Raw genomic sequence first — 15093 nt, forward strand, 5'->3', positions numbered from 1 at the left:
TTAAGCTCCTTCCGTTTTACGTACAACACCGTTTTCAAGCCAGTCAAGAACACGTAACAAATCTTGCCGTAAGGTCTTTAAGTCAAATTGCTCTGTCTGCGCGTTCTTTTGACAATAGCGACCAATAGTTTGAAAACAGGCCGACGTAATTAAATGTACTAATTGCTGTAAGGATTCATCATCCGTTACTTTTATCTTGGTTCGATCAATAAGTTCGTTAATCTGCCTATGAGGATGTTTATTCCGGATTACTTTTCTTAGACGCTGACTTTCCGTAAAGCTCAGCGAAAGAAAAACATTTCGAAAATAAGCATTTTCTGACCCCGAAGTAAAATCAATCAAATTTTTATCAATAAATGTACGAATGGCCAGAAAAAAATCGCCTTTAACCGCAATTAAAGTCTGGTAAAAATCATCCTGTTGTCGTTTATGTACTTGAATAAAATCATAGCCGAACAAATCCATCTTATCGCTAAAATATTGATAAAAGCTTCCCCGCGAAATTTTGGCCTGTTGAATAATTCGATTAATTGAAGCCTCATGCAGCGGTACACGCGAAAACTCAGCGTGTGCTGCCGTCAATAATCGCTGTTTTTTTGCTTCTGTAAGGTTAAAAAAAGTACTCGTTGGCACACACAAACTCCTTTCTATATGATCAAACTTATTTTAGATGTGACGACTTGTCATTATGGATAATTTTGGCCATAAAAGCAAGTTATTTGCGTTAAATAGACATGGCACCACTAATACGTATTAGTGCTTTTCTGTTAGCTTTCATGCTATGATAAAAATATTCTTAATCTAAGTTGGTGTAATCTATGCGAACAGTCAAACATATTTTTTTATTTTTCCTTCTTTTTTTTGTTGAACAACTCCCCCTCACTGGCCTCAGTATTGCCACTGCAGTTGTTAAGACCAATCAGCAAAATCTAATTATAATTTTAGGCGTCAGCTTTTTAGTTATCGTTGGCCTAATGACCTACCTATACTGGCACCTTTACCGCCAAACCGTGTTTAAAAATGGTGCCGAGTTTGATCAAAAATTGAATTCCAGAACCTGGTTGCCACTCATCGTGGGTTTTATTGCAATGTTTGCGGTTAACGCCATAACCGTTCCGTTTATGCAAACTAGTGGAAACGAAAATGTTGATAGTCTAGCCACACTTGCCAAATCATTTGGCCTTTTCATGTTTTTGTTTACCGCCATCTTTGGCCCGATCCTGGAAGAAATTATCTTTCGTGGCCTCTTTATCAATTGGTTCTTTAAAGATTCTCGTTTGATCAGTATCCTGCTTAGCTCATTAGTCTTTGGTAGTGTTCACGTTGATCTATTTGGCCACGTGGACCTCATTTATTGGCTTTCCAAAGTACTTTTAGGCCTAATCCTTGCTCTCGTTTATAATCGCACCAAAAATCTTAAGGTCCCCATTTTATTGCATATTCTAAACAATACCCTGACACTATTTTTATAAAGACCACGTTTATTTTTAGCTGTTACTTGACGGATAGTTAGTTTTTATGTAAAATGATTATTGTTCCTGTTTCCAGCATTGCCCGCTGGTCAAATTGGTTAAGACATCGCCCTCTCAAGGCGGGGTTACGGGTTCGATCCCCGTGCGGGTGATATTTAAAGCTTCCGATAGATTCCATTAATCCTCTGATTGCCTTTATCCAGGTAGTTAGAGGATTTTTTGTATGCTTAGAGAACCCGCAAAATTACTTAGTGTGCATTATTTTGAATAAAATCACCGATTGTGCATTTTTTTGAGATAGCAATGCAAAATGACAGTTTCTTCCTAAGTGTACAAGTAATAATAAATCTTGTTGTCATTATTTATCGTCCTTCGATTTTATGAGCCACTTGATAGTCGTTACTATAATGTAAACTACTCGTGAAACCACTAGTAACTTATCACTATTATTTTTGCATTTTAAGGGAAACAGGTGATAATTTATAGTAAAAAAAGCGCCACTTCCCAATGGAAGCAGCGTTTTAGTGTGCAAAACAATATTTTAATTAATCTTTTTCAGCTAAATTTAATGTGACCTTTGTGCTATCCGTAAATTTATGAATAATGGGATTGGACTTAGCACGGTATATCCAATTATTTTCTTCTAACCATCCGATTATCTCTGGCATTTTATTTTTTTTAAATACCCTTGTATTGGTATTATACCAAAAGTTTATAAGTTGTGTATCAGTAATACCATTATCGTCCATATTGAAAAGATAGGACTGTAATAAAATAAAAAACACACTGAATATTCTCCACTTTTTTAAATTTGCCTCTTCATATTCCTCAGTATGAGCGAACACTTTATTTAGGATTTTGGCAGATTTATTAAAAGCCTCTAATTTATCCACTAAATTTGTTCGCACATCTAACTGCCCTTCAATTATTATGCTTAAAATCTGTTCAATAAATACGGTAAGGTCTCCAAAATTATCCCTACGTTCCGCTTCTTTGAAAATTTTGTAATACTTTGATTGTTCATTATGAATAGAAGTAGAAATAATTAATCCTGTATAGGGATCGATTTTTGAAGAAAGATATTCTGATAATAGATACCTCCCAGTTCTTCCATTACCGTCATAAAATGGGTGCGTATTCTCAAACATAAAATGCGTTACAATAGCTTTAGGAATTTCAGGGACATCCGCATCATTCATAAAATAAATTAATTGTTTTAATTTATCGGATATCTCGCTTTCATTTTTTGGAGGACGATGAAAGCTTTTCATTGCTGATCCAATCCATACCTCTTTATTTCTAAAATATTTTCCATCTGGTAGTTTTTTATCAGGAATCTCACCTTGCAGTAAAGAATCATAAATCCTTCTGATATCTTCTAGTGAATAAATTTTAATAATTTTTTGGTTAAAGATATCTCTATACATGCGAACTGTTGACTGCAGTCTTTTCTTGGTAGGCGTTTTATCGTTTTTTTGCTCATCAACCATTGTCTTAATATCTTCTCTATTTGTTTTTACCCCTTCGATTTCATTGGTAAAAAAAATTTCATTTGCTAAAACTTCATTTGTATATGTTCTGCCGGCTATACCCGGTAACGTATTAACCAGTCGCCTAATTTGCCTCGAATTATTAGTTATTTTCTGAATTTTAGAATACATTTTTGTCGTATTTTCAAAAAAGATAGGAAAATCATCAGACTGTCCACCGTTACTATCTGTCAGTAAAGGATAAAGGTTGGTTTTCCAAACACTATCGCTTTCCATGCGTTTAAAATATTCCGCTTTAGCTTCTGTCTTAGTTAAAGATGGGCCAGAACCATTATATTTAAATTGATGCAGAGTAATATAACTCATTTTAATAATCACCTATCTTTATTGAAATGATCTTGCTATAACTCTATCACATTTTAATATTTAGTTAAATATTAAAATGTGATTCACTTTACCTCCACACATATTTATATTATTTAAATTATTAAAATTATTAAACTGTATTTCAACAATACACTATTTAAGTGTGCCCAAATATTATTGGATACTCAAGAAAGTCACCAGACGCTATTAAAACAGCGTTTAGCGACTTTCCTGATTACATTTCATCAACATTCATTAATTTAGACTTTATATCTACTGCCGCAACAGGCTAGCTCACAAATTAGACCACAAAAAAACACTCACCGTAAAGTGAGTGCCTTAAAAACTAATAATTAGTCTTTAACAACGTTAGTAGCTTGTGGGCCACGATCGCTGTCTTCAACATCAAATGTTACGCTTTGGCCTTCGTCTAAAGTCTTGTAGCCGTCGCCTTGGATAGCTGAGAAATGTACGAATACATCGCTACCGTTGTCGCGAGTAATGAAGCCATAACCTTTGTCTGCATTAAACCATTTAACTGTTCCGTGTTCCATAAATAAAAATCCTCCTACGTGCAATTGGCACAAATTATTCGGTAAATCTTGAAAGGTGTATATTTGGAAGAAGTTTACTGATGAAACTTGAAACCAAAATATTCCGAACAAAGAAGTACTTGATTAGAATATACCATGAACCATGCTAAAAAGCAAACGCAACCAAAATAAATTTAATCCTAGTTCTAGTTAGTTTCAATAATTTTTTGCTTTCGCACGGTTGCTAGTTCATCGTCAATCTTGGCTAACACCTCAGCAACGTGCTTAGGTTCGGACAAATCATACTTTTGTAAATTAATCTTCATTTTAGGGCCTTCCTGGTACTCATCAAACCAATCTTTATAAGCCGCCCACATTTTATAATAATAATCATATAAGTTCTGATCATTATCAACTTGTTCATAATCACGGCCACGTTTTTTAATTCGGTAAAGAATGGTATCAAAGTCAGCGTATGCATAAACTAAAAGATCAGGTGCCTTCTTAGGAATATCCTTTAACTCTTGCATCATATTTTCCAATAAAGTTAAATAAATTGAAAACTCTTGATCGGTGATATTGCCCTCTTTATTATTTTCACGCGTAAATAATGCATCCTCATAAATTGAGCGATCCAACACGTTATTGTCATCGGTAAGTGCTTTTTTTATCATTGCAAAACGTTTATTCAAAAAGAAGATCTGCAACAAAAAGCCGTACTTCTTTGGATCAGAATAATATAGTGGTAAAACTGGATTATCCCCTACTGGCTCAAAGAAAGCTTTCGTGCCAAGGTGCTCTGAAATTAATCCCGTTAACGTTGTTTTACCAACACCTATCATTCCCGCTGTCACTATCACCATAATGAACCCCCTCTAAAGTTCCTGATTGATTATCATCCTTGATAGCAATCAAATTCACATAAATTACATTGTAGGGCAGATTTCTTAAAACCACAATTACTTTTTAATTAAACCTAGAGCGGATTTTAAAAAATGTTTAGATTCTACTCTGCAATTACGGATTACTCACACTACCAATCGGACTAGGATAAACCAAAGACGTTAATCACCCTGATGTCCATATGTTATCCAGTCAACTACTATTGCGTAATTATAGTTTGTTATTTACAAAAATCGCAAATAACTCTTGATACTTCGATGTTGTCCATTCTTGTGGCAAAGATCAAGGAGCACAGTTCTAAAATTCATAACTGCCCACAATTCAATTCGTCTTGGTCACCGCAAGAACTAGCAAAGCAAAGAACGTCAAGTTAAAGCATAGCAACTGCAGGAAACTTTTTTAACACGATTACACGAAAATGGTCAGAGGCCGGGACAAAAGTCCTAACCTCTGACCATTTTCGAGTATTATTCTATGACCTGCACCAATAGTCCAGGTTCACATGCCTAACTGCAGCTAATCCAATAACGATAGGCCGGTTATTAGATCGGCTTACGTTACCCAGCAGGCCCAAAACCGACCTTTGTCCCACTCGATCTGGTTACAGTTTTATTGACTCATAACCTTACGTCTAAAAACTGTTAAAAGAACGGTCAATAAAATTCCTTGCTGATTTTTCAAATAACTAATTGACAGATACCCTAAAACCCGGTAAAATATTATTCGTTGAGTTAATCTAATACAATTTATTGGGTAATAGCGAAATGGTAACGCAACGGACTCTGAATCCGTAATTTCTAGGTTCGATCCCTAGTTACCCAATCAGAGGTTTACAAAAGAGAGCGCCAAACTAATATTTAAAAATATTAGTTTGGCGCTCTCTTTTTACTAACAACTCAAAAACTCGCAAAATAGGTGTACAAACCTTCTTACGAGTTCTCCTCGGTACTTTAATTAATCTTTCATTGAAGCACTAGACCCACCATCTACTGGCTTCTCTTCTTCTTTTTTATTATCATCAACTGATGCGCTGGCAGTGCCATCAACAGTATCCTTTAAAGAGGCTCCGGATACGGCATCAGGATCCGCAACTAGCTTTTGACCAGTTTTTTCTAAAAACCACTTAATTGTTGGCATCAAATCTGCTACATATTCGTTAATCCCAACGTAATTATCCTCTTCATCGTGCATTGCTCGATAGTAGTGCATCACAAAACGGTCGGGACCATTACCAGGAACTGGCATCTTAATTTCATCCGCCTTGCCCGTTCGCAAAGCATTAATAACTTCAGCAACGTGGCTTACTGCACGCTTAGGATGAACTAAGGATAATGGATCACCCACTTGAGCAGGCCGCCGTGGTGCAAGCATCTTCTCCGTTGGAAGTAAGTTGTTATAGTAAATAAACTGGTTATTACTATCAGCATAGGTTAACTCAATTGGCATTGAATTCAAAAAATAGTTCAATTGTTTGACCGTTAACAATCCACGATCTAATTTAACGTAAGTATCGCCATCAACCGCATGAACCTTTTCAGCGGCCTTTTCTACCCAGTTATCATCGGCCATATCCACGCCTTCAACTGTTGTGTTAATTTTACCCTTAGCGGATAAATCTTCAACAGCACCCTTTTGGTTCTCATCTATAGGATCAACGTTATTGTCATCTTTACTCATTATAATTGCCCCTTTCGCCATAATGGCTTGTCTAGCAAAAACCTGTCGACACTCACATTATAAATATTTAATCAATAAAAAGCAAAGACAATTTAAGCGCTTTCCTATTTCCCGTTTACCAATGAAAACAACCTGAATATTTCATTCAACTAAAAAAAGCATATCCGCCAAAACGAATATGCTTACTAATTTTAAAATTTGAATTAAAGTTCTTCTGGAACCAATTTAACTGGCTTTGTGCCCATCCAGCCGATGATTTCTTCAACGGTATCTTGGATAGCTTTTGTACCAGGTGCCAATAATTTACGAGGGTCAAAACCTTTAACATCGTTTTGATCATGGCCTTCTTCAATATATTTGCGAGTTGCTTTAGCAAATGAAATCTGGCATTCAGTGTTGATGTTCAACTTAGCAATACCCATTGAGATAGCTTTTTCAACTTGGTCTTGAGGGATGCCTGAACCACCATGTAATACTAATGGAAGTGAAACAGCGTCAGCAATTTCCTGAAGACGTTTGAAGTTCAAACCTTTCCAGTTAGCTGGGTAAACACCATGAATATTACCAATACCAGCAGCTAAGAAGTCGATACCAGTTGCGGCAAGTTGTTTAGCTTCAGCAACACTAGCTAATTCACCTTCACCGATAACGCCGTCTTCTTCGCCACCAATTGAGCCAACTTCGGCTTCAACGGAAATGCCCTTTGGATGAGCCAAAGCAACGATTTCTTTAGTCTTAGCTAAGTTTTCGTCAAATGGTAAGTCATGGCCATCAAACATAACTGAGTTGTAACCAGCAGCAATTGCAGCCTTGGCAGCTTCGTAGTTACCATGGTCTAAATGCATAATAACTGGAACTGTAATATCCATTGACTTGATTGTTGCTTCAACAAGTTGTTGGCAAAGTTCATAGCCACCCATGTACTTTGCAGCACCCATAGAAGTTTGGATTAAGACAGGAACATTCTTTTCTTGTGCACCTGCAAGGATCGCACGAGTCCATTCCAAATTGTTAGTATTGAATGCACCGACGGCATAATGACCTGCGCGGGCAGCTTGAAAAATCTCTGTACCATGTACTAATGACATAAATAATATTCCTCCTAGAAATATATTACAATTTTTGCTCTTGCACCATTATTCTAGCACACTTAAACAAATAGTTGGACCGTTTATGCCTAATTTTATTAAGTAACTTTGTTGTTCATAATTATGAAAAGGCTGCCATTACCGTTAACTCATGAAAATTAAAACATTGTCCTAGACTAATCATTAGCAACTTTTACAATAATTGATCCGCTCACGCTAGTAAACCAAAATATTATCAAAACTCGTGATCTATTTAGAGAAACTCTTAAAATTATTTTTATAAAGATCCCGTGACTAATATAAGGAGTTAGGACAAAAGACTTGGTCTACTATTATTTCCAATCGTTACTCCAGAACGTGCGCTAAAAATCTAGGTTCATGTGCCTCAGTTATTGAATTAGCTTACGTGATGCAGTAAATTAAAACCGACTTTTATCCCGCTCTCTAACATAGACCCCCTGGCCCAATCCAAAGAGTAAGTTTAAAAACACACCTACAGAATTTTAAGTACTAAAATGACTATCACTTATTGTTTTAATTAAAAGTTAAAGCTATATTATTCTTGTAAACAAAATATTATTGAAATATCTCGGGAGTGTCTTAAAGCTTTCATAAACAAACCCGTAATTCATTTGGATTAAACAGACTAACTTGGTGAACTTTTACACTTGCTATGCCTAACCTGACGAGCTCGTAATTAGACACATCGTTGGCCACGGCATTACGTCTATTAGCGGCCTTTGCCGTCACCTGGGTCAAGATTTGATCTGCCGGCGGACTTCATCAAGTTAACGCTCAAATATCCTTTAAGGCACTCCTAGCCGCCTATTCGAAAGCTAAGTTAGCAACCTTAGAAGAAGTGAACGGCCTATTCCAATAATTTTTCTTAATATATTAGAAGGTGAGCTAGCAAAAATTAATCTTTTAAAGAATAACGATGATTCAGTATTTATATATTTGTGGTACATTGGAGGAATTGAATATGAAAAAACACTTTATCACACTTAGTCTATTGGGATGCAGTAGTTTACTGCTATTAGGCTCAGGCGTTAACGCAAAAGATACTACAACACTGAAACTAAACGTACCAAATAGCACAAAACTCGTTACGAAGGATGCCAAAGTTGCATCCGACGACCAAGGTAAATTCACAATTAGCGGCAAAACTAATGATAAAGCAACCGTAACAATTAAAAATAAGACAAAAGATCAGAGCTATCAAGTAACTGCCAATTCAAAGGGCCATTTTTCAAAACAATTAGCCCTTACTGCTCAAACCAAAGAAGCCAATTACAAGGTAACGGCTAAGGCAAAACATGACGCCAAAAGTAAGTCACTTCAGTATACTGTGACCAACAAGACCCAGGCCACAACCAAAGCTAATTTGACGGCATTTAAAACCAACTTGCAACAATCACTAAACAATTTACATAGTGGTGTTGACAAATTAGCAGTTACTGACAACAGTAAAACACCAACCAAAGTGGTGATAACCGTTGGCGATTCAATTAATTCGGCACCCACCTTTGCTAAACAAAAAGCGGCCGATAGTTATTTAGCAGCCGTTCAAAAAGAGGCTAGCCATTATGGCTGGACAACACCAAGTGTCGTTGTTCAAACTGCCAACCAAAGTACTATGGCAACATCAAATACACAAAATACAAAAATGAGTCTTGCTAAATAAAAAATAAAAAACCCCTAGGATCATGAAACGTAGGCCGTAATCACGGTTTACATTTCATAGCCTTAGGGGCTTTTTATTTGATTAGAAAACGTCTAAAAAATTATTTTTATAGGCGCTCGTTTAATTCTTTACTTAGTTTTTCAAAACCAGGTTTGCCTAAAAGCGCAAACATGTTCTTCTTGTAAGCTTCAACACCTGGTTGGTTAAATGGATTAATCCCATTCAAGTAACCAGATACAGCAACGGCACGTTCAAAGAAGTAGATTAAATAGCCCAAAGTATAAGCAGTTTGATCTGGAATATGAACACTCATAACCGGAACGCCGCCATCAGTATGTGCTAAAACAACACCCTGATAAGCCTTAGTGTTAACGAAGTCGATTGATTTGCCCTGTAAATATTCAAGACCATCTAAGTTACCTTCTTCTTCAGGTACTTTTAAGTCATGAGTTGGTTTGTCAATCTTGACAACTGTTTCCATCAAATTACGACGGCCTTCTTGGATGTACTGACCTAATGAATGTAAATCAGTTGTAAAGTTAGCTGAAGATGGGTAAATACCTTTTTGATCCTTACCTTCAGATTCACCCATTAATTGTTTCCACCATTCGGAGAAGTACTGCAAAGTTGGTTCGTAATTCTCAAGTAATTCAGTTGTATAACCTTTACGGTACAAAATATTACGTAAAGCAGCATACTTATAAGCGTCATTCTTGGTCACATCAGGATCTGCGTAAGCATCTTCAGCAGCCGCAGCACCTTCCATCATACCGTCAATGTCGCCACCAGCAACAGCAATTGGTAATAAACCAACAGCAGTTAGGACTGTATAACGACCACCGGTACCGTCAGGAATAACGAAGCTTTCGTAGCCTTCAGCATCAGCCTCATTCTTCAAAGCGCCGTTAGCCTTGTCAGTTGTGGCGTAAATACGTTCTTTAGCGCCCTCTGCACCATACTTAGCAACCAACTTTTCTTTGAAGATTCGGAATGCAATTGAAGGTTCAGTTGTTGTACCTGATTTAGAAATAACGTTAATCGAGAAGTCACGATCACCGATTAAATCAAGAAGATCTTGTAGATAAGTTGAACTAATTGAGTTCCCAGCAAAGAAAACTTGTGGTACCTTACGATCTGGTGCCATGTTGTAAAAAGTGCTGCTCAAAAAGTCGATTGAAGCGCGAGCACCTAAGTATGAACCACCGATACCAATTGCAACGAAAACTTCAGAATTACTCTGAATTTTTTTAGCCGCAGCCTTAATCCGAGCAAACTCATCCTTATCGTAATCATGTGGTAAATGCAACCAATCAAGCATCTGTGACTCAACACCGGTGCCATTAACTACCTCGTTATGTGCCGCTGTAATCATTGGTTGAATCTGACCAAGTTCATTATCATGAACAAACGTCTTTAAAGCAGAATCATCAAAAGAAATATGTGCCATCAAAAATAGCCCCCTTAATATAGTAAACTACCATCAATAACTTTAGCCGCTTTAGGCCAAAATTGCAAGATCAAGTCCGCCATTTAGAATGAATAAGTCAAAACAATCTTCATCCGAAAATTATTTAATTATAAAAATTGCTCAAACAAAAATACGGAATAAGAATTAGATTCATCAACTAATTACCTATTCCGTATTTTTAAAATTAATTATGCTTTCATATACCCTAGTAAGACGCCACCCGCAATGACGAATAAACAACCTAGCGTAACGTAAACCATTTCCTTCTTGGTCTTCTTTTCGCCAAGTAAGAAGATACTGCCTAAGGTTGAAATGATGATCCCACACTGAGATAGCGAGTAACTAACAGCTAAGCCCACTTTAGGAATCGAAAGGAACATGAAAATATTTCCGGCGCCCCAAAGTAGCCCGGTTAAAATATTTTTGGCCGTTGCCTTACCCAGTGCCTTTTTGCCGTATGACATGATGCAGGCACCAAGTAGCATTCCGATTGCCTGCGGTAAAATAACCGCGATGGCATTAACCTGGCCCCAATCAACAATAACTGTATAACCCATATAGCCAATTGTTGAGACTAACAGGATTCGCATCCCTCTACCAACTTCGGAATCTCGCGTATCGTTCGTTGTACTGCTAGGATCCTTACGAGAAGTTAAGGTTGCACCAATAATCAAAATAACTAGTGCAATTGAACCCAGCGTTACTTCACGAGTGGTCTACCATTCATGAAATAACAAAGCACCAGCAAGTGTATTCCCAACCAGTTGCATCCCGGTTGACATTGGTACTGTGCGTGACACACCCATTACCTGCATCGATTGAAATTGCTGACCTTGACCGACACTCCATAATAGCCCGGAAGCAATTCCGACGACGAAAACTTTCACATCTAAAACGGGTTGATAAACTAAATACGCACCCAAAGAAAAGATAAGCGCGCCGATCGTCATTCCTAACGTTTGCTGGTAGGCATTACCACCAAGCTTGCCGCTAACAAGCCCAATACTCCCCCAGGCAACTGCAGGAATTAATGCAATTAAAATATTCACTACTTTTCCTCTATTCTCTCTTTATTTACGAAATGTTATTTTAACGTTTACAAAGTCGACTTGCAACTCTTTTTTCCTAATTAAATCGGTCTGAAAAATGGTATAGATTGCCTTTGAAAGGCTGCCTCGGTACTTAATTTCAAAAATAGACTAGTCACACACGTTTTCATTGAAAGTGTGATTTTATGCACAAAACGTAGCAAACGCCGCAAAAATATTTGGTCTACACCTATTTATTGCTTACCAAATTAACGTTTTAAAAGCGGCACACCTTATTTATGCTTACGCCAAATACGCTTCACTAAGCGCCAAACACCATAACCACAAAATCCTAGTAAGCCACCAATGGTATTAAAGATCAGATCATCAATATCAGCAATTCCCGTAGATAGAAAATACTGACAAGTTTCAATTGAAAGTGAAACGATGGCGCTGAATAAAATGACTGGTATTAAACTCAGTAACCAATTTTTTCTTCGGGTTATAACCCCAAGTCCAAATCCAAAAGGAACAAACCATAGAATGTTGCCGTATAAATTGTAGATGAAGTCAACTATTGATTGTCCTTGGGTGAGTTTCATTGTTTCCACAAAGGGGCGTAAGTTGATCTCCCCACGGGGTAAAGCCAAGTGAGTGACTAACTGTTTAGGAAAATAAATGCCACGAAAGACAGTTAATGCGTATAATAACATTAAATAGAAAACAAACAGGTAAAGAAGCAATTCATGCCGCCAAAAAGACCACCGCCGAAGTTGCAAATGGCGGCGGATTATAAATAACCAACGGATGACTAAAAAGAATAGAAAATATAACATTGTTTTATCAACGCTGTAAAAAATTAAACGAATTAACGGAAAGTGATTGATGTGTGCTGCGTATTGTTCAACCACTAGCTGGTATAACGGCCCCAAAAAAATCATCCTATCACCTGCCCAATAGTAACTTTCTCATTTAGTCTACCAGAACTTCTTTTTTAGATAAGTAATTTGCATGAGCTTTGTAAAAACTTTACTAATTTGTGGGATACTTACACAAGTTTGACTTTTGTTTTCTATAACAGGTAGAATAGCGAAAGAATCTTAGCGGAGGAGCTGCTTTCAGCTTGAAATCAATCTTAAAATCTCAATTTTGGAAACGACGTAGTGGCTTTTTTGTCTTAGTCGTTGGACTTTTTTGGTTAAAAACAATTATTGCTTACTATTTAGATTTTTCTCTTGGAATTAGTGGCATTTTTCAACACCTTATTTTATGGCTAAATCCAATAGCAACAACATTGCTGCTATTTGGTTTAGCCCTCTATATTAAGCGTCCGTGGCTTAGTTACGTCACGCTACTACTGATTGATACTGCCAATACGGCGCTACTTTACTTCAACATTATTTATTACCGCCAGTTCACAGATTTTATGACCATCAATACCATGCTTGGCTATTCAAAAGTTTCCGAGGGTTTAAGTGGTAGTTCGTTGGCCCTGGCCAGTCCCCATGACTTTATTTATTGGATCGACATTATCATTCTCGCAGTTTTATTGCTAGCCCGGCTTATTAAACCAGATAAGCGACCAGTTTCCCGGCGACTGCCGTTAGCGATCACATCAGTGGCGGTTTTGTTATTCTCGATCAACTTAACGTTAGGTGAGGCCGATCGCCCGCAGTTACTCTCTCGTACTTTTGATCGAAATTACATTGTCAAATACTTAGGCTTAGATGCGTTTACCGTTTATGACGCCGTTAAAACGGCACAAAACAATCAAGTTCGTGCTTCTGCAGATAGCGCGGACCTGGATAGCGTTCTAAACTTTATCAATCAGCATTACGCCGCACCTAACCCAAAAATGTACGGTATCGCTAAAGGTAAAAACGTTATCGTTATTCATTTAGAAAGTTTTCAACAATTTTTAATTGATGACAAGGTTAATGGTGAAACCGTCACACCATTTTTAAACAGCCTGTATCACGATAATCAAACCTACTCGTTTAGTAACTTTTTCCATCAAGTCGGTCAAGGAAAAACTAGTGACGCGGAGAATATGCTTGAAACTGGTGTCTACGGACTTCCGCAAGGCTCCGTTTTCACGGCTTTAGGCTCAGATAACACCTTCCAGGCGGCACCAGCAATTTTAAAGCAACAGGCCGGCTACACTTCCGCCGTTTTCCACGGTAACGTTGGTTCTTTTTGGAATCGAAACAACGTTTATAAGAACTTTGGCTACGATAATTTCTACGATGCCAGCTACTTTGATACAACTGGTGATCGTTCAGAACAGTACGGCCTCAAGGATAAACTACTTTTTCAAGGCTCAATCAAGTACCTTGAGCAATTGCAACAACCGTTTTACGCTAAATTTCTTACCGTAACTAATCATTTTCCTTTCCCATTAGACAAGGAAGACGGCAATTTTCCAATTCCAAACACGGGTGATAAGGCAGTTGATAATTATTTTGCTACCGCCCACTATTTGGACCAATCCGTTCACGAATTCTTTAACTACCTTAAGGCCTCCGGATTATATGATAAATCGATTATTATTTTATACGGCGATCACTACGGAATTTCTAATTCGGATAACCTTAGCCTTGCACCACTGCTGGGCAAATCGGCCGATACTTGGAACGATTACGATAACGCTCAGCTACAACGTGTGCCATTCATGATTCACATTCCTGGCCAACACAATGGCGGAATTCAACCGCAATATGGTGGTGAAATTGACGTGTTACCAACCTTAGAACATTTATTAGGCATTAATAACCGTGGCTACGTTCAATTTGGAACCGATCTTTTCTCGGCCAAACATGATCAAGTCGTTCCTTTCCGTAATTCTAACTTTGTGACACCAGATTATACAGTTGTTGATGATAGTATTTATAAGAATAGTGATGGTTCCCTAGTCACCCACCCAAGCACCGCCTTAAAACAGCAAATCGCCAAGGATCAGACTAAGGTTCAAAAAGAACTTCAACTTTCTGATACCGTCAACAATAAAAACTTGCTACGCTTCTACACACCAGCAGGATTCACACCGGTTAATCCGGAAGATTATAATTACCACAACGATTTCGCAAAAGCTAAAAAGATCCGTGATCAACTGGGGAATAAATCAACAAGTCTCTTTTCCAAAAATAATGATCAAAGTACCTCTGATCTCTATAAGACGGACGCCCCTGAACTTGATCACCATGATGTGTCCGCCGATAACGATAGTCAATCTGATTCCACAAGTGGCTCCTCTTACCAGGATTTCTTCTCTGGTTCAGGAAACTAGCTGGATCGGCGCGTAAAAAAGGGTTAAGGCAAAATAAAATTTGCTTTAACTCTTTTTTTAGCACAAATTTCTAATAAAACTTAATTTTTTCCTTTAAA

Annotated in this window: 11 protein-coding genes, 2 tRNA genes and 1 pseudogene; 5 read left to right on the top strand and 9 right to left on the bottom strand. The window is 37.5% G+C overall.

The window, feature by feature from the left end; genetic code table 11:
• Positions 1 to 633, bottom strand: a complete 633-nt coding sequence (locus tag AYR53_RS10895) for a TetR/AcrR family transcriptional regulator (RefSeq protein ID WP_068280312.1) — start codon at positions 631 to 633, stop codon at positions 1 to 3.
• Between the two features lie 185 nt (positions 634 to 818).
• On the opposite strand from AYR53_RS10895, the gene AYR53_RS10900 reads away from it, so the two are divergent.
• Positions 819 to 1472, top strand: a complete 654-nt coding sequence (locus tag AYR53_RS10900; RefSeq protein ID WP_068280309.1) for a CPBP family intramembrane glutamic endopeptidase — start codon at positions 819 to 821, stop codon at positions 1470 to 1472.
• Between the two features lie 79 nt (positions 1473 to 1551).
• Positions 1552 to 1624 (top strand) — tRNA-Glu (locus AYR53_RS10905).
• A 393-nt stretch (positions 1625 to 2017) separates the two neighbouring features.
• Here the strand turns inward: AYR53_RS10905 and AYR53_RS10910 are convergent.
• The 3 genes from AYR53_RS10910 to AYR53_RS10920 form a co-directional block, all read right to left on the bottom strand.
• Complete coding sequence (locus AYR53_RS10910; protein WP_068280307.1) at positions 2018 to 3328, bottom strand: Fic family protein; 1311 nt, start codon at positions 3326 to 3328, stop codon at positions 2018 to 2020.
• Positions 3329 to 3681: 353 nt separating this feature from the next.
• Entirely contained in the window at positions 3682 to 3882 is a 201-nt protein-coding gene (locus AYR53_RS10915; RefSeq protein ID WP_068280304.1) for a cold-shock protein, read from the bottom strand.
• 185 nt (positions 3883 to 4067) lie between these two features.
• Positions 4068 to 4724, bottom strand: coding sequence for a deoxynucleoside kinase (locus AYR53_RS10920; RefSeq protein WP_068225149.1), 657 nt, complete (start codon positions 4722 to 4724; stop codon positions 4068 to 4070).
• 790 nt (positions 4725 to 5514) lie between these two features.
• Between AYR53_RS10920 and AYR53_RS10925 the strand changes: the two genes are divergently transcribed.
• Positions 5515 to 5586 (top strand) — tRNA-Gln (locus AYR53_RS10925).
• A gap of 132 nt (positions 5587 to 5718) precedes the next feature.
• Here the strand turns inward: AYR53_RS10925 and AYR53_RS10930 are convergent.
• Both AYR53_RS10930 and fba read right to left on the bottom strand, forming a co-directional pair.
• Positions 5719 to 6441 carry a PAS domain-containing protein gene (locus AYR53_RS10930; protein WP_068225151.1) on the bottom strand — a complete coding sequence of 241 codons (723 nt, stop codon included), beginning with the start codon at positions 6439 to 6441 and terminating at the stop codon, positions 5719 to 5721.
• Positions 6442 to 6644: 203 nt separating this feature from the next.
• On the bottom strand, positions 6645 to 7529 hold the full coding sequence (gene fba, locus AYR53_RS10935) for a class II fructose-1,6-bisphosphate aldolase (RefSeq protein ID WP_068225152.1): 885 nt from the start codon (positions 7527 to 7529) through the stop codon (positions 6645 to 6647).
• Between the two features lie 982 nt (positions 7530 to 8511).
• Here fba and AYR53_RS10940 point away from each other — a divergent pair.
• Positions 8512 to 9213, top strand: coding sequence for an Ig-like domain-containing protein (locus AYR53_RS10940; RefSeq protein WP_068225154.1), 702 nt, complete (start codon positions 8512 to 8514; stop codon positions 9211 to 9213).
• Between the two features lie 106 nt (positions 9214 to 9319).
• Here AYR53_RS10940 and AYR53_RS10945 read toward each other — a convergent pair whose 3' ends face one another.
• The 3 genes and pseudogenes from AYR53_RS10945 to AYR53_RS10955 all read right to left on the bottom strand — a co-directional run bounded on the left by AYR53_RS10945 (position 9320) and on the right by AYR53_RS10955 (position 12650).
• A complete protein-coding gene (locus AYR53_RS10945) occupies positions 9320 to 10660 on the bottom strand; it encodes a glucose-6-phosphate isomerase (protein WP_068225156.1) in 1341 nt (446 codons plus the stop codon).
• A 209-nt stretch (positions 10661 to 10869) separates the two neighbouring features.
• Positions 10870 to 11730, bottom strand: a pseudogene (locus AYR53_RS10950) (GRP family sugar transporter).
• A 272-nt stretch (positions 11731 to 12002) separates the two neighbouring features.
• Complete coding sequence (locus AYR53_RS10955) at positions 12003 to 12650, bottom strand: VanZ family protein (RefSeq protein ID WP_068225162.1); 648 nt, start codon at positions 12648 to 12650, stop codon at positions 12003 to 12005.
• A gap of 182 nt (positions 12651 to 12832) precedes the next feature.
• Here AYR53_RS10955 and AYR53_RS10960 point away from each other — a divergent pair, with 182 nt between their 5' ends.
• Positions 12833 to 14995, top strand: a complete 2163-nt coding sequence (locus AYR53_RS10960) for an LTA synthase family protein (RefSeq protein WP_068225164.1) — start codon at positions 12833 to 12835, stop codon at positions 14993 to 14995.
• Positions 14996 to 15093: the final 98 nt, after the last annotated feature.

The sequence above is a fragment of the Loigolactobacillus backii genome, from assembly GCF_001663675.1.
GTDB lineage: Bacteria > Bacillota > Bacilli > Lactobacillales > Lactobacillaceae > Loigolactobacillus > Loigolactobacillus backii.

Excerpts from the sequence above, each read along its gene's own strand:
- AYR53_RS10955 (WP_068225162.1), bottom strand. The coding sequence starts at position 12,650 with ATGATTTTTTTGGGGCCGTTATACCAGCTAGTGGTTGAACAATACGCA.
- fba (WP_068225152.1), bottom strand. The coding sequence starts at position 7,529 with ATGTCATTAGTACATGGTACAGAGATTTTTCAAGCTGCCCGCGCAGGT.
- AYR53_RS10930 (WP_068225151.1), bottom strand. The coding sequence starts at position 6,441 with ATGAGTAAAGATGACAATAACGTTGATCCTATAGATGAGAACCAAAAG.
- AYR53_RS10915 (WP_068280304.1), bottom strand. The coding sequence starts at position 3,882 with ATGGAACACGGAACAGTTAAATGGTTTAATGCAGACAAAGGTTATGGC.
- AYR53_RS10940 (WP_068225154.1), top strand. The coding sequence starts at position 8,512 with ATGAAAAAACACTTTATCACACTTAGTCTATTGGGATGCAGTAGTTTA.
- AYR53_RS10945 (WP_068225156.1), bottom strand. The coding sequence starts at position 10,660 with ATGGCACATATTTCTTTTGATGATTCTGCTTTAAAGACGTTTGTTCAT.
- AYR53_RS10920 (WP_068225149.1), bottom strand. The coding sequence starts at position 4,724 with ATGGTGATAGTGACAGCGGGAATGATAGGTGTTGGTAAAACAACGTTA.
- AYR53_RS10910 (WP_068280307.1), bottom strand. The coding sequence starts at position 3,328 with ATGAGTTATATTACTCTGCATCAATTTAAATATAATGGTTCTGGCCCA.
- AYR53_RS10900 (WP_068280309.1), top strand. The coding sequence starts at position 819 with ATGCGAACAGTCAAACATATTTTTTTATTTTTCCTTCTTTTTTTTGTT.